17 protein-coding genes are annotated in these 13,882 nt (G+C 72.6%); 13 read left to right on the forward strand and 4 right to left on the reverse strand.

Annotation, left to right across the window (positions count from 1 at the left end; translation table 11 throughout):
* Nucleotides 1-40: 40 nt before the first annotated feature.
* From ACQXVK_RS07355 to ACQXVK_RS07370, 4 genes are read right to left on the reverse strand one after another with little or no spacing between them, the layout of a single operon-like run.
* Nucleotides 41-862, reverse strand: coding sequence for an anti-sigma factor (locus ACQXVK_RS07355; protein ID WP_430853158.1), 822 nt, complete (start codon nt 860-862; stop codon nt 41-43).
* Nucleotides 859-1,404 carry an RNA polymerase sigma factor gene (locus tag ACQXVK_RS07360; RefSeq protein ID WP_416394168.1) on the reverse strand — a complete coding sequence of 182 codons (546 nt, stop codon included), beginning with the start codon at nt 1,402-1,404 and terminating at the stop codon, nt 859-861. The genes ACQXVK_RS07355 and ACQXVK_RS07360 overlap by 4 nt, the downstream gene beginning before the upstream one ends.
* Before the next feature lie 53 nt (nt 1,405-1,457).
* On the reverse strand, nt 1,458-2,063 hold the full coding sequence (locus ACQXVK_RS07365; protein ID WP_430853159.1) for a sortase domain-containing protein: 606 nt from the start codon (nt 2,061-2,063) through the stop codon (nt 1,458-1,460).
* Between the two features lie 50 nt (nt 2,064-2,113).
* Complete coding sequence (locus ACQXVK_RS07370; protein ID WP_430853160.1) at nt 2,114-2,971, reverse strand: DUF4397 domain-containing protein; 858 nt, start codon at nt 2,969-2,971, stop codon at nt 2,114-2,116.
* Nucleotides 2,972-3,207: 236 nt separating this feature from the next.
* Here ACQXVK_RS07370 and ACQXVK_RS07375 point away from each other — a divergent pair, with 236 nt between their 5' ends.
* The 13 genes from ACQXVK_RS07375 (at nt 3,208) to csrA (ending at nt 13,816) form a co-directional block, all read left to right on the forward strand.
* A complete protein-coding gene (locus ACQXVK_RS07375) occupies nt 3,208-3,513 on the forward strand; it encodes a flagellar FlbD family protein (protein ID WP_402262719.1) in 306 nt (101 codons plus the stop codon).
* Between the two features lies 1 nt (nt 3,514).
* Nucleotides 3,515-4,345 carry a motility protein A gene (locus ACQXVK_RS07380; protein WP_402262722.1) on the forward strand — a complete coding sequence of 277 codons (831 nt, stop codon included), beginning with the start codon at nt 3,515-3,517 and terminating at the stop codon, nt 4,343-4,345.
* A gap of 2 nt (nt 4,346-4,347) precedes the next feature.
* Nucleotides 4,348-5,277 (forward strand): OmpA/MotB family protein, encoded by a 930-nt coding sequence (locus tag ACQXVK_RS07385; RefSeq protein ID WP_022907982.1) that lies wholly within the window; start codon nt 4,348-4,350, stop codon nt 5,275-5,277.
* 88 nt (nt 5,278-5,365) lie between these two features.
* Nucleotides 5,366-6,244: a flagellar motor switch protein FliM gene (locus tag ACQXVK_RS07390; protein ID WP_022907981.1), complete on the forward strand. Its 879-nt coding sequence runs from the start codon at nt 5,366-5,368 to the stop codon at nt 6,242-6,244.
* Complete coding sequence (gene fliN, locus ACQXVK_RS07395) at nt 6,241-6,957, forward strand: flagellar motor switch protein FliN (RefSeq protein ID WP_402262726.1); 717 nt, start codon at nt 6,241-6,243, stop codon at nt 6,955-6,957. Before ACQXVK_RS07390 ends, fliN begins: the two co-directional genes overlap by 4 nt.
* A gap of 8 nt (nt 6,958-6,965) precedes the next feature.
* On the forward strand, nt 6,966-7,496 hold the full coding sequence (locus ACQXVK_RS07400) for a FliO/MopB family protein (protein WP_430853161.1): 531 nt from the start codon (nt 6,966-6,968) through the stop codon (nt 7,494-7,496).
* Nucleotides 7,493-8,314 carry a flagellar type III secretion system pore protein FliP gene (fliP, locus tag ACQXVK_RS07405; protein WP_022907978.1) on the forward strand — a complete coding sequence of 274 codons (822 nt, stop codon included), beginning with the start codon at nt 7,493-7,495 and terminating at the stop codon, nt 8,312-8,314. The genes ACQXVK_RS07400 and fliP overlap by 4 nt, the downstream gene beginning before the upstream one ends.
* Nucleotides 8,314-8,589 (forward strand): flagellar biosynthesis protein FliQ, encoded by a 276-nt coding sequence (gene fliQ / locus ACQXVK_RS07410; protein WP_022907977.1) that lies wholly within the window; start codon nt 8,314-8,316, stop codon nt 8,587-8,589. Before fliP ends, fliQ begins: the two co-directional genes overlap by 1 nt.
* A complete protein-coding gene (locus ACQXVK_RS07415; protein WP_430853162.1) occupies nt 8,589-9,347 on the forward strand; it encodes a flagellar biosynthetic protein FliR in 759 nt (252 codons plus the stop codon). The genes fliQ and ACQXVK_RS07415 overlap by 1 nt, the downstream gene beginning before the upstream one ends.
* Before the next feature lie 4 nt (nt 9,348-9,351).
* The gene (locus ACQXVK_RS07420) at nt 9,352-10,563 is read left to right on the forward strand and encodes an EscU/YscU/HrcU family type III secretion system export apparatus switch protein (protein ID WP_430853163.1); all 1,212 of its coding nucleotides are present in this window, start codon (nt 9,352-9,354) and stop codon (nt 10,561-10,563) included.
* Nucleotides 10,560-12,614, forward strand: a complete 2,055-nt coding sequence (locus ACQXVK_RS07425) for a flagellar biosynthesis protein FlhA (RefSeq protein ID WP_430853164.1) — start codon at nt 10,560-10,562, stop codon at nt 12,612-12,614. Before ACQXVK_RS07420 ends, ACQXVK_RS07425 begins: the two co-directional genes overlap by 4 nt.
* Nucleotides 12,589-13,551 carry a hypothetical protein gene (locus tag ACQXVK_RS07430; RefSeq protein WP_430853165.1) on the forward strand — a complete coding sequence of 321 codons (963 nt, stop codon included), beginning with the start codon at nt 12,589-12,591 and terminating at the stop codon, nt 13,549-13,551. The genes ACQXVK_RS07425 and ACQXVK_RS07430 overlap by 26 nt, the downstream gene beginning before the upstream one ends.
* Before the next feature lie 4 nt (nt 13,552-13,555).
* Nucleotides 13,556-13,816, forward strand: a complete 261-nt coding sequence (gene csrA, locus ACQXVK_RS07435; RefSeq protein WP_430853166.1) for a carbon storage regulator CsrA — start codon at nt 13,556-13,558, stop codon at nt 13,814-13,816.
* Nucleotides 13,817-13,882: the final 66 nt, after the last annotated feature.

The following is a 13,882-nucleotide window of genomic DNA, read 5'->3' on the forward strand; positions in this document are numbered from 1 at the left end:
GGTGCCGACCGTTGTCCAAGGGTCGACGCTCCACGCGAGCCTACGGGGACGTGAAGGTGCCCCGGACGATCGAGTCGCCGGAGTGCGCGGGCTTGCCGTCGTCGGGCTCCGCCGACACGTCGACGACCGGGTAGCGCGCGAGGTCCATGCCGGCCGGCACCCGGAACCGCCCACGGTCCCCGTCGAGGTACCCGACGCTCACCAGGCCCTTGAGGTCGGTCTGCATCATCCAGACCTCGCGGAGGCCCCCGGCGTCCCCGTTCCGGTCGCCGTCACCGTGCACGTCGACGACGAGGGTCAGCCGCCCGTCGCGGTCGCGCTCGAGCTCCGCTTTGCCGCGGGCGCCGGACCAGCTCGGGAGCGCACTGAGGTCCGTGGTCGCGACGACGGTCTCGCCGCTGCCGGCCCCCGGCACGACGCCGGTGACGACGCCGATGCCCACGAGGAGTGCGAGGACACCGACGCCCGCCGCGACGACCCCGGCGATCGTGCGTCGGCGACGACGGACCGCGGTCCCGCGGCCCGCACGCGGGCCGCCAGCGGGTCGGTCGGCCGGACCGGCCGGCCGCGGTGCCGGAGCCGGGGCGACGGCGTGGGGGACCGACGGGGCGGGGTCGGCCCGCGCCTCCCGGTCGGCGTCCTGCTCGGCGCGGACCGCGGCCTGGATGCGGTCCCAGACGCGCTCCGGCGGGGCCACCAGCTCGAGGTCCGCGCTCGACCGCGTGACCGCGGCCACGCGCTGGAACTCCGCGACCGCGTCGCGGCAGACGGCGCATGCGGCCAGGTGCGCCGCGACGTCGTCGTCGGCGACCGTGTCGGTGACCGCGAGCATCGCCAGCGTCTCGTCGTCGACGTGCTTCATTCGATCACCTCCAAACGTGTTCGGAGCCGAGCCAGACTCCGATGGATGTGGCTCTTCACCGTGCCGAGGGGCAGGTCCAGCCGTTCCGCGATCTCACGATGGCTGAGGTCCTCCCAGAACGCCAACCGCATGACCTTCCGTGGGACCTCGTCGAGCCGGTCGAGCTCGCCGGCGACGAGCGCGCGTTCGGCCAGGTCGAACGCGGGTTCGGGGGCGGCGGTGGTCTCCTCGACGACGACGGGGTCGGCGGCGCTGGCGTGCCGCTGCCGGTCGTTCAGGGCGTCGGTGATGCAGTTCCGGGTGATGCCGACGAGCCAGGCGCCGAGCGGGGCCCTCGTGGGGTCGTACCGCGCACTGTGCCGCCAGGCCTTGACGAAGACCTGCTGGGTGACGTCCTCGGCCGCGCTCGGGTCGGCGAGCGCCCGGAGGGCGAGGGAGTGGACGAGTGGCGACCAGCGCTCGTAGGCGGCGCGCAGAGCGGGTTCGCCCCCGGCACTGAAGGCGTCGGAGAGCTCGCTGTCGTCCGGGAGGATGGCCGTCACGTCTTCCTGTCGCTGGTGCGGTCGTCGTCGACCGCGCACTCCGATCGTACGGGTCAGGACCCGATCGGTGTGGCGGTGATGACGAGGTTGCTCTCGTAGTGGTGGGTGGTGGTGTCGAACTCCCCGCCGCAGGTGACGAGCACGAGCTGGCGCGGTCCGTCCGTCCGGAACACCGACGCCCACGGCAGGCCGCGCTTCTCGAGCAGGTCGACGGAGGTGATGCGCCACCGCGTGTCGGCGCCGTCCGTGTCGGTGAGGGTGACGGTCGTGCCGTCGGGGACGTCGCGCAGGTGGGCGAACGGTCCGACGCCGTACCCGACCGCGTCGACGTGGGCCGCGATCACCACGGCCCCCGCCGTCGAGGACGGGGCCGCGCCGTACCGGTACCAGCCGGCCGTGGCCGGGTCCGGTGGCAGGGCCATGGCGCCCTGCTCGTCGACGCCCTCGGGACGGACCGGGGCGGTGACACCCGCCCAGTCGACCGTGATGCGGTCCGGGGCAGCCGCGGTCGTGACGGGCGGCAGAGTGGCCGCCTGCTGCGGGACCGCCGTCGAGAAGGCGGACGGCACCGGCGTGGGTGCCGCGGGGACGAGCGAGGGGTGCCCGCCGGGGGAGGGGGACCCGGCCGACGAGCACCCGGTCAGGAGGGCCGTGGCCACCGCGGCGACGACGAGCGTCGCCGCGGTGGTCCGTGCCGTTCGGGCGGTGTTCAGCGTCCCGAGTCCGCTCGGCGGTCCGCCGTCGCCTGCTGGCGGCGACGGAGGACGACGGCACCGACGGCGACGGCCGCCGCGAGGGCCGCGGCACCGCCGATGAGCGGTGCGCTGTCGACCCGGTTCGTGGCCACGAGACCGGCGTTGCCCGCGGGGACCCCGTTCGGCGTGCCACCGAGGTTCGAGATCGTCTGCGTGGCGAGCGCCAGGGTCTTGTCGTCCAGGCTGCCCCAGGCGTACACGATCGTGTCGGCGCCGGCGGTGACCGCGACGTCGGCCGGGCCGATCACCGGGTCGGTCGTGCCGGTGGCCGCGACCGAGGCCGAGACGGTTCCGGCGGGGAGCTCGAGCGCCTGCTCGTCCGGGTTCGACAGGTTGCTGACGACGGCCTTGCCGCCGGCCAGGACGTCCACCGCCGGGGCGGCGGCGACGTGCCGGACGATCAGGCGTCCCTGCCCGGCCGGGGTGGCCGAGGTGTCGTTGGTGAACAGGGTCGCCGTGGGGGAGCCGTCCGTCTTGTCGTGGGCGACGGCGGTGTAGTTCCCACCGGCCTGCAGCGTGACGTCGACCGGTCCGATGATCGGCTTCGACGCGTCGGTCGCGTCGGACGCCGTGATCGCGATGCTGTGGGCACCGGCCGGCACCATCATCGGTCCGGCGAGGGTGCCCGGCTTGAAGTCGTCGAGGGCGCGCTTGCCGTCGAGGTACACGTCGACCGTGACGGCCGGCACGGCGTGCAGGACGGACAGGGTGGCGTCCCCGGACGCGGCGGTCGCCGCGGTCGCGGGCATCACCGCGGCTGCTGCTGCGAACAGGACCCCGGCGGTCAGGCCGGTGGCGAGTGTCTTGCGCATCGAAGGTCTCCTTCTGGCCCGGTGGGCCGGTACGGGCGACGTCGTCGTCGACGTCGTACGGGCACTACCGCCGGGACCCCCGTCGTGGATGCACCCGGTTGCTGAGACCTTCCTGGAGCGGGGTACACGCCGCTAACGCACGACACGTGTGGGCCGATAGTCCTCGGTGCAGCCCACGGACGGGCAGCATCCCGCCCCACGGACGGCGGCGGGACGATCGAGAACCAGGACGGGCCATGATCGTCGTCACACGACTGAACGGCAGCGGATTCGCTGTCAACCCCGATCTCGTGGAGCGCATCCAGGAGACGCCGGACACGACGCTCATCATGGTGGACGGCGCCAAGTACATCGTCCGCGAGTCGATGGCCGACGTCATCGACCTCATCGCCGCGTACCGGGCGCGCATCGTCGGCATGGCGTACGGCACCGACACCGCCGCCCACGACGCCACCGGCCCCCAGCCGACGCTGGCCGCGGTCGCCCCGATCCACCCCGTGTCGTCCGACCGGGCACCCCGCTCGCAGGACGGGGGTCGTTGACGTGGACATCGCGACGATCATCGGCATCCTCCTCGCCTTCGGCGCCCTGTTCGGCATGGTCGAGATGGAGCACGTCGAGCTGGCCGGCCTGTTCCTGCCCGCGCCGATGCTGCTCGTCTTCGGCGCGACGATCGGCTGTGGCATCGCCAGCACGACGCTCAAGGACGCCATCGCGAGCTTCAAGGCCGTCCCGAAGGCGTTCACGGGCAAGGTCACCCCGCCGCAGTCGGTCATCGACGACGTCGTCGGGTTGGCGGAGACCGCCCGCGCGAACGGCCTGCTCGCGCTCGAGCAGGAGGCCGACAAGCACGACGACCCCTTCATGAAGAAGGCGCTGCAGAACATCGCGGACGGCACCGACGGCGACGAGCTGCGGATCCTGCTCGAGGACGAGATCGAGTCGAACGCCGCACCGGTCCGGTCGGCCAGCTCGTTCTTCATGGGGCTCGGCGGGTTCGCCCCCACCGTCGGGATCATCGGCACGGTCGTGTCGCTCACCCACGTGCTCGCGAACCTCGGCAAGCCCGACGAGCTCGGTCCCCTCATCGCGAGTGCGTTCGTCGCGACGCTCTGGGGCCTGCTGACGGCGAACTTCCTGTGGCTGCCGATCGGCGGCAAGCTCCGCAAGCTCGCGCAGCTCGAGGCCGACCGCCAGACGCTGCTCATGGAGGGCCTCCTCGCCGTGCAGGCGGGCAGCCAGCCGCGCCTGCTCGGGGAACGTCTGACCGCGATGGTCCCGCCGGCCGCACGCGGTGGCGAGGCCAAGGGCGGCAAGGGGAAGTCCGGCAAGGGCAGCGACGCGGGCGCCGACGACCAGCAGCTGGCGGCCTGACCGTGAGCGCGAACCCCCGGGGGCGCGGTCGCGGCCGCTCGAAGAAGTCCCACGACGAGGCCGAGCACCCCGACGAGCGCTGGATGGCGTCCTACATGGACATGATCACCGTGCTGATGTGCATGTTCCTCGTGCTCTTCGCGATGTCGACGGTCGACCAGCAGAAGTACATCCAGCTGAAGAACTCGCTCGCCACGGGCTTCGGCGAGGTCAAGTCGCAGAAGATCGACACCGCGTCCGGGACCGTCGTGACGAAGGACGAGGTGAAGGACGGCTCCGGCTACTCCGTCGACAAGTCGCAGGCGGACCACTCGACCGCGTCGTCCGGCACGAAGGACACGAACGTCGACCCGGCGTCCACCGTCGTCCCGAAGACCGCGACGAAGGCGGACGTCCAGGCGGCGCAGCAGGAGCTCGACGACCTGCAGGCGATCGAGCAGGCCATCAAGGCGAACCTCGCGAAGGCCGGGCAGACGTCGAACGTGCAGTTCACGGTCGACGCGCGCGGCCTCACCGTGCGGCTCGTCGGCAGCGAGACGTACTTCACCACGAACAGCGCCGACCTGTCCGACCAGGCGAAGCGGATCATGGACGCGATCGCCCCGGTGCTGAAGACGAGCGGCCACGACGTCAGCGTCGAGGGGCACGCCGACCAGCGGAACTCGACGGCACCGTACGCGACGAACTGGGAACTCAGTGCCGCCCGCGCGACCGGGGTGCTCCGTGACCTGGTGGAACGCGGCGGGATGCCGGCCGACCACGTCCAGAGCGTCGGGTTCGGGTCGAGTCGTCCGCTGGCGAAGGGCGGGACGGACGCCGACCTCACGCTGAACCGGCGGGTCGACATCGTGGTGCTCTCGAACCAGGACCAGGACGTCAGTGCCCTGATGCCGGCCCTGGCGAAGGCGCAGGACGGAGCACGGACCGGCTGAGCGAACGACCGCCCGCCCGCCCCCAGAAGGAGGCACAGCCGCGGCACAGCACTGACGGGTCCGGCACAGCGGACCGATAGACGCACCCGTGACCGAGACCCTGCCAGCGCCCGAGGTGTACGACTTCGCGCGCCCGTCGACGCTCGCCCGCGAGCACGCCCGGGTCCTCGAGCTCGCCTTCGAGACCTTCGCGCGCCAGTGGGGCACCCAGCTGACGGCGAAGGTCCGCGCGGTGAGCCAGGTCACCTGCGAGCAGGTCCAGATGACGACGTACGACGAGTACGCCGCGTCCCTGCCCGCGCTCACGGGCATGGTCCTGCTGCCGATCGCGGACGTGGTGCCGAAGGGCGTCCTGCAGGTGCCCCTCGACGCCGCCCTCACCTGGGTCTCGCACGCGCTCGGCGCCTCGAAGCCGCTGCCGACACCGGACCGGACGTTCACCCCGATCGAGCAGGCGCTCGTCCGCAAGATCGTCGAGGACGCCCTCGACGACCTCCGCTACTCGTTCGGCGGGCTGCTCGCCCACGACGTCACCGCGGGCGGGTTCCAGTTCAACTCGCAGTTCGCCCAGGCCGCCCAGAAGGGCGACCTCATGATCGTCGCCTCGTTCACGATCCGCGTCGGGGAGCGCGTCGCCCCCGGCACCCTCGCGCTGCCGGCCGACGCGGTGCTGCCGCAGCTCGGCGAGACCGCCACGCACGTCTCACCAGCCGACGCCCGCGCCCTCGTCGACGCGCAGCTCGCCTCCGTCCCGGTGGGCGTCAGCCTGCGGTTCGCGCCCGCCACGGTCCTGCCGTCGCAGGTCCTCCGCCTGGCCGTCGGCGACGTCCTGCCGCTGCCGCACCCGCAGCACCGTCCCCTCACCATCGCGGTCGACGGCGAGCCCGTCGGCACCGCCGCCGTCGGCGCGAACGGCTCGCGCCTCGCCGGCATCGTCGTCACCACCACATCGGAGCAGCCCGCATGACCGTCACGACCACCCTCCACACGCAGGCGGCCGAGGCACTCGCCGCGCAGCTCCCGACGGCCGCGCCGCTGACCGCGGTGGCCCAGCCAGGAGGCGCGACACCCGTCGCCCTCGAAGCGGCCGGTGACGCCGTGGTCGCGTCCTTCGTCGGCGGCCTGTCGGCCGACCTCGTCCTCGTGCTCACCGACCTCGAGGCCGTCGTCGCCGCCGGTGGCACCGACCACGGGATCGTCGACGTCACCGACGTGCTGCGGCCGTCGCTCGAGGCCGCCGCCGGTGTCCTCGGCGTCGGCGTCCTCGGCGACGCGCGGCGCGAGTCGGCCTCTGCGCTCCTCGCCGACCCGGACACGGTCGTCTTCGAGCTGACCGCCGGTGGCGTCCCCGGCGGCTGGTTCGCCCTGCGCGTCCGCGAGAACGGCACCGTGTCGGCGTCCGCCGTCCAGGCGCCGGTGCTCGGCATGCCCGCCGGGAACCTCGGCCGGATCAACAACGTCGAGATGACCCTGACGGTCGAGATCGGCCGCACCCGGATGTCCGTCCGCGACGTGCTCGGCATGGAGCCCGGCGCGGTCGTCGAGCTCGACCGCAGCGCCGGCGCCCCCGCCGACGTGCTGCTGAACGGCCGGCTCATCGCGCACGGCGAGGTCGTCGTCGTCGACCAGGACTACGCGGTCCGGATCACCAAGATCCTCGACGTCGCCGAGAGCGTCTGAGCCCCGACGTGGACACCGCCGTCATCGTCCTCCGCGTCGCGCTCTCGCTCGGCGTCGTGCTCGCGCTCATGTGGGTGCTGCAGCGGGTCAGCCGCAAGAAGCTCTCCGGTTCAGCCACCCGCGGGCGCCGCTCGGCCTCGGTCGAGGTCGTCGGGCGTCAGAGCATCGGCGGCAAGGCGAGCGTCGTCGTGGTCGACGTCGAGGGCGAGCGCCTCGTGCTCGGTGTCTCCGAGCACGGCGTCGCACTGCTCACCAGCGGGCAGGCGCCCGCGCCGGAACTCACCATCGTGACCGGACCCGTGACGCTGCCCGTGCGTCCGACCCCGTCGGCCGAGCGGTTCGGTCAGGAACTCGCGCAGCAGACGGCAGCCGACCCGTCCCTCCCGTCCGACGCGGCGCAGCCGCTGCCCATGCGCCCCCGCAACCGTCGCCCGCAGCGTGCCGCACTGCCGACCGCCCAGCAGCTGCAGGGGTCGATCCTGTCCGCCGACACCTGGCGGCAGGCCGCCTCGGCGCTCCGGAACCGGCGGGCCGGGTGACCGCGGCGCGGACCGGACGTCTGATCGCCCTCCTGCTGCTGGGGGTGACGGTCGTGGCCGGCTTCCTCATGCTCACCGCCACCGGCGCCCACGCGGCCGGCGTCGTCCAGCCGACCGCTCCCGCCACGCCCACGGCGCCCGCGACCGGTGACTTCAGCGTCAGCGTGAACGGACCGGACGGCACCCCGTCGTCCGCCGTCGTCACGCTGATCGGGATCACGCTGCTGAGCGTCGCGCCCGCCCTGATGCTCATGATGACGTCGTTCACGAAGATCTTCGTCGTGCTCGCGATGACCCGGAACGCCCTGGCGCTGCAGTCCATCCCGCCGAACCAGGTGCTCGCCGGCCTCGCGCTGTTCCTGTCGCTGTTCGTCATGGCGCCCGTGCTCGGCCACATCAACGACGACGCCCTGCAGCCCTACCTCGCCGGGCACCTCGACTTCGCCCAGGCCGTCGAGATCGGGACGAAGCCGCTCCGGACCTTCATGCTGCACCAGACGCGCGAGGAGGACGTGGCGCTCATCACCCGTGCCGCCGGGCAGGACAACCCGAAGTCGATGGCCGACGTCCCGATGACGACGGTGATCCCCGCGTTCGTGATCTCCGAGCTCCGCAGCGCCTTCATCATCGGGTTCGTCATCTTCATCCCGTTCCTGGTGATCGACCTCGTCGTCTCGGCGGCGCTCATGTCGATGGGCATGATGATGCTCCCGCCGGTCATGATCTCGCTCCCGTTCAAGATCCTGCTGTTCGTCCTCGTCGACGGGTGGGGGCTCATCATCAAGTCCCTCATCGAGAGCTACCAGGTGGTGCACTGATGGACCAGCAGGCCGTCATCGACCTCACGCTGCAGGCGCTCCTGGTGTCGGCGAAGCTCGCCGCGCCCGTGCTCGTGACCTCGCTCGTCGTGGGCTTCGCGATCTCCCTGTTCCAGTCCGTCACGCAGATCCAGGAGGTCACGCTCTCCTTCGTGCCGAAGGCCGTCGCCGTCGCGATCGCGCTGGTCGTCTGCGGCAACTGGATGATCTCGGAGATGGTCGGGTTCACCCACGCCGCCTTCGACATGATCCCCAAGCTCCTGGGGTCCGGCTGATGGAGCTGTCGATCGATGCCGACCGCCTCGAGGCGACCATGCTCGCCGGCGTGCGCCTCGTCGCCTTCTTCGTGATCGCCCCGCCGTTCTCGTACCGTGCGTTCCCGGCGACGGTGAAGGTGATCCTCGGCATCGGGCTGGCCATCGGCGTCGCCCCGCGGGTCGCGGTCGGCTACGAGTCGCTCGCGACCGGGCCGTTCCTGCTCGCGCTCCTCACCCAGCTGCTCGTCGGGCTGGCCCTCGGCTTCCTGGTGTTCCTCGTGTTCGCCGCGGTGCAGTCGGCCGGCGCGCTCGTCGACCTGTTCGGCGGGTTCACGCTCGCGCAGGCGTACGACCCGCAGTCCCAGGTGAACGGCGCACAGTTCACGCGGCTGTTCCAGATGGCGGCGCTGGCGCTCCTGTTCGCCTCCGGCGGGTACCAGCTCATCGTCGCCGGGCTCGTGCGGTCCTTCGACGCGGTGCCGCTGACCGGCACGTTCGACCTCGGTGGCCTGGCGTCCGTGCTCCTCACCGCCCTGACCCAGATGTTCCTGTCGTCGCTGCAGATCGCCGGCCCGCTCGTGGTCGTGCTGTTCCTCGCCGACGTCGGGCTCGGGCTGCTCACCCGTGTGGCCCCGGCGCTCAACGCCTTCCAGATGGGCTTCCCGATCAAGATCGGCCTGACCGTCGTCTTCGCCGGGGCGCTCTTCATGGCCCTGCCGTCCGTCGTGTCGTCGCTCACCGGCGACGCGGTCGCCGCGATCACCGGACGGGGGTGACGACGTGTCCGACAGCGGGGAACGGTCCGAACAGGCCACCCAGAAGCGCATGCGCGAGGTCCACCAGAAGGGCCAGATCGGTCGCTCGCAGGACCTCGGCGCGTGGATCGGCATCGCCGTCGCGGCGCTCATGATGCCGTCCGCGATCGGCAACGCCGCCGCCGCGGGCTCGTCGCAGCTCCGGTCCGTGCAGCGCGTCATCGCCGACCCCACCATCGGCACGATGAACGCCGTCTTCCACGAGGCCCTCGCCTCGCTCGGCGGAACCCTCGGCCCGATGCTCGCCGTCGTCGCCGTCGCCGTGCTCGCCGCGGCCGTCGCGCAGGGCGGCGTGCACATCCGGAAGCTGACGCCGCAGCCCGAGCACTTCGACCCGATCCAGGGCCTGAAGCGGGTGTTCGGCACCCAGGCGCTCTGGAACGGGTGCAAGGCGCTCCTCAAGACGGCGGTCGTGGGCCTCGTCCTCTGGACGGCCGTGCAGGCGCTCGTCCCGGTCCTCATGACGAGCGGATCGCTCCCGCTGTCCGCGGTGCTGGACGCCGCGGCCGCCGGCACGGGCACGCTGCTGCGGGCCGCGATCGTCGCCGGGCTGGTCCTCGCCGCGCTCGACGTCTTCGTCGTGATCCGCCGCAACCGCAAGCGCACGATGATGACCAAGCGCGAGGTCAAGGACGAGAACAAGCACGCCGAGGGCGACCCGCTCGTGAAGTCGCAGCGTCGGTCACGCCAGCTCGCGATGAGCCGGAACCGGATGGTGCAGGCGATCGGCACGGCGGACGTCGTCATGACCAACCCGACGCACTACGCCGTCGCACTGTCGTACGAGCCGGGCAGGTCCGCGCCGCGCGTCGTCGCGAAGGGCGCCGGACCGGTCGCCGCGATGATCCGCGACAAGGCGCTCGAGGCCCGGGTGCCGATCGTGCAGGACGTGCCGCTCACCAGGGCGCTGCACGCCGCGTGCGAGCTCGGGCAGGAGGTGCCGGTCGACCTCTACACGCCGGTCGCCCGCGTCCTGTCGTTCGTCATGGCCCTGAAGGCCAGGGGAGCGGCGGCCGGCACCCACGCCCCGCCGCGGCCGACCACCCCGGACGAGGTCGCGACGGTCATCGACCCGGCCACCATCGGCGGCGACCTCCGGCCCCGGAAGCTCCGCACGCCACGACCCGATCCCGTCCCGTCCGCCACCACCACCGCCACCGAGGGAGTCCCCGCATGAACCGCACGGACCTGCCGAAGCTCGCCGTCCCGGTCTTCATCGTCGGCATCATCCTGCTGCTGATCCTGCCGGTGCCGTCGTTCCTGCTCGACTTCCTCATCATCTGCAACATCCTGCTGGCGCTGGTGATCCTGCTCACGACGCTGTTCGTGAAGAAGCCGCTCGACTTCTCGGTGTTCCCGTCGCTGCTGCTCGTCGCGACGCTGTTCCGGCTCGGCCTCAACGTCGCGTCGACCCGCCTCGTGCTCGGCGAGGGGTTCGCCGGCGACGTCATCCAGGCGTTCGGCCACGTCGCCGTCTCCGGGTCGATCATCATCGGCGCGGTGATCTTCCTGATCCTCGTCGTCATCCAGTTCGTCGTCGTGACGAAGGGTGCCGAACGCGTCGCCGAGGTCGGGGCCCGGTTCACCCTCGACGCGATGCCCGGCAAGCAGATGGCGATCGACGCGGACCTCAACGCCGGGCTCATCACCGACGCCCAGGCCAAGGAGCGCCGTGCCGCGGTCTCCGCCGAGGCCGACTTCTACGGCGCGATGGACGGTGCGTCGAAGTTCGTCAAGGGTGACGCGATCGCCGGCATCCTGATCATCGTCATCAACCTCGTCGGCGGCATCGCGATCGGCATGGTGCAGAACGGGCTGTCGATCACCGACGCCCTGTCGAAGTACGGCATCCTGACCATCGGCGACGGGCTCGTCACGCAGATCCCCGCGCTGCTCATGGCGGTGTCGACGGGCATGATCGTCACCCGCTCCGGTGCGGAGACCGAGATCGGCGCGTCCGCGACGACGCAGCTCACCCAGTCGCGGAACGCCCTCGCGATCGCGGGCGTCGCCGCGATCGCGATGGGGTTCATCCCGGGCATGCCGATCGTCCCGTTCCTCGTCATCGGCGCGACCCTGCTCGTCGTCGCGTGGCGCCTCGGGCAGACCGCGAAGCGCGAGGCGGCGGCGCTCGCCCAGCAGGAGGCAGCCGCGTCCGCCGCGCCGAACGCCGACACCCCCGAGGACCTCATCGAGCAGATGCGCGTGCACGCCCTCGAGATCCTGCTCGCCCCCGACCTGGTCGACATGGTCTCCGGCGCCTCCGACGACCTGCTCGGCCGGGTGCGGGCACTCCGCCGGAAGATCGCGATCGACATGGGGATCGTCGTGCCGCCGGTCCGCACCCGCGACAGCATCGAGCTCCCGCCGTCGACGTACGCCATCCGGATCGCGGGCGTCGAGGCCGGCCGGGGGACCGCTCCGTCGCGCAGCGTGCTCGCCCTGGGGGACCACCTCGAGGGACTCCCCGGTGAGACCACCGTCGAACCGGTCTTCGGGCTCGCCGGCAAGTGGGTGCCGGCCGAGCTCCGGCACGCCGCCGAGATGACCGGCGCGACCGTGATCGACCGCGTCTCCGTGCTCGTCACCCACCTGCAGGCGATCATCGGCGACAACGCCGCGAGGCTCCTCACCCGCGAGGACGTCAAGGTCCTCACCGAGGGGGTCAAGCAGGTCAACCCCGCGGCCGTCGAGGAGCTCGTCCCGGGGATGCTCTCGCTCGCCGAGCTCCAGCGGGTGCTGCAGGGACTCCTCGTCGAGCGGGTCCCGATCAACGACCTCGGCCGGATCTGCGAGGGACTCACGCTCCGCGCCAAGGTGTCGACCGACCTCGAGGGGCTGGTGGAGGCCGCCCGCGCATCGCTCGGCCCGGCGCTCCCCGCCCGCTACCTCGACGCCGGCACGCTCCGGGTGATCATGATCGACCCGCTGCTCGAGCAGTCGATGCTCGAGGGGCTCCGACCGTCCGAGCACGGGACCCAGATCGTCCTCGACGCGCACCGCATCGAGCAGGTCCTGGGGTCGCTGCGCGACGCCGTGCGCTCGGTGGAGGACCAGGGGCTGTCCGCCGTCCTGGTCTGCGCCCCGCAGCTCCGACCGGCCGTGCACCGCATGGTCTCGGCCCAGTCGAACGGCCTGCCGGTGCTCTCCTACCAGGAGGCCACCGCCGCGGGCTCCACCATCGAGACCGTGGGAGTGGTCCGTGCCGCCGACCCGATTGCAGCGTAACGGCGCCACGCTCGACCAGCTCCGTGACGCCGTCCGCGCGGAGTTCGGTCCGGCGGCGCGCATCGTCGCCGCCGAGCGCGTGACGACCCCCGGCATCGGCGGCCTCTTCCGCAAGGCGCACGTCGAGGCGACCGTCGAGGTCCTCGCCCCCGAGGACGTCCCGACCGCGCGCGTCGCCATCAGCGACTCGCCGGTGCAGCGGGTGGGGATCGCCGCGCTCCTGGCCGACGCCGAGGCCGCCGAGGCGCGCATCGCCGGGCACGACGGGACCGCATCGACGCGCGCCGACGCGTTCGCGTCGGTGCTCGACGGTTTCGTCGCCGACGGGATCACGGGGAGCGCTGCGCGCCCGACGCGTGGACTGCCGGAGGCGGGGATCGGCGAGCCGGGTGGGTCGCGCCTCCAGGACGACACCGGCCTGCCGGTCGCGTCGGCCCTGCCGCGCCGGCCCGCCGTCGGGACGGGAGGCGCGGCGCGGCTCCTCGACGAGGTGGTCGCCGAGCAGGCGGTCGCCGCCCGGGCGATCGTCCGGCCCGTGCCGTCGGTGCGGTCCGCCGACGGCGACCTCGTGCTCCTCGTCGGACGGCCGAACGACGTGGACGCGGCCGCCGGGCTGTTCGCGGCACGGTACGCACTGCGCCCGACCGACGCCGCCGACCGCCGGAGCGGGATCCTCGCCCGCGCCGAGGGCGTGCGCGACGGCTCCGCGCTGCTCGCGGTCGCTGCGTGGGACGACGTCCGGACCACCGACGGGCTCGCACCCGACCAGGTCTGGGTCGTCGTGGACGTCGGACGGAAGCCCGAGGACGCGGCACGCATGCTCGCCACCGTCGCCGAGCGGGCACCCGTCGCGGGGGTCGTCGCGATCGGCGCGGGGGAGACCGCCACGCCGGAGTCGGTCGACCTGCTGGGAGTCCCCGTCGTGTCGCTAGGCTGAACGGGTGCTGGTACTCACGCGGAAGGTCGGCGAGCGGATCCTCGTCGGTGACGACATCGTCATCACGGTGCTCGACAGCCGCGGGGACGGCGTGCGCATCGGCATCGACGCGCCGCGCGGGGTGAAGATCCAGCGCGAAGAGGTCGTCCGTGCGGTGACCGAGGCGAACGCCGAGGCGGCCGCCGCTGCGGCCGGACCCGGGGACGACGCCGAGGCGCGGCTCCGCCGGGCGCTCGGCGACCGCGGCGCCACCGGCGACGCCTGACGCGGGGCCCGAGGCGCGCCTGCGCGCTGCTCGCGTGGTCGCTTGCGCGCCGGCTCTCGCGGTCGC

Source organism: Curtobacterium sp. AB451, from assembly GCF_050585845.1.
Classification (GTDB): domain Bacteria; phylum Actinomycetota; class Actinomycetes; order Actinomycetales; family Microbacteriaceae; genus Curtobacterium.

Bases quoted from the DNA above. Each gene is read 5' to 3' on its own strand.
- ACQXVK_RS07355 (WP_430853158.1), bottom strand. From the start codon at position 862: ATGAAGCACGTCGACGACGAGACGCTGGCGATGCTCGCGGTCACCGAC.
- ACQXVK_RS07370 (WP_430853160.1), bottom strand. From the start codon at position 2,971: ATGCGCAAGACACTCGCCACCGGCCTGACCGCCGGGGTCCTGTTCGCA.
- ACQXVK_RS07375 (WP_402262719.1), top strand. From the start codon at position 3,208: ATGATCGTCGTCACACGACTGAACGGCAGCGGATTCGCTGTCAACCCC.
- fliN (WP_402262726.1), top strand. From the start codon at position 6,241: ATGACCGTCACGACCACCCTCCACACGCAGGCGGCCGAGGCACTCGCC.
- fliQ (WP_022907977.1), top strand. From the start codon at position 8,314: ATGGACCAGCAGGCCGTCATCGACCTCACGCTGCAGGCGCTCCTGGTG.
- ACQXVK_RS07415 (WP_430853162.1), top strand. From the start codon at position 8,589: ATGGAGCTGTCGATCGATGCCGACCGCCTCGAGGCGACCATGCTCGCC.
- ACQXVK_RS07425 (WP_430853164.1), top strand. From the start codon at position 10,560: ATGAACCGCACGGACCTGCCGAAGCTCGCCGTCCCGGTCTTCATCGTC.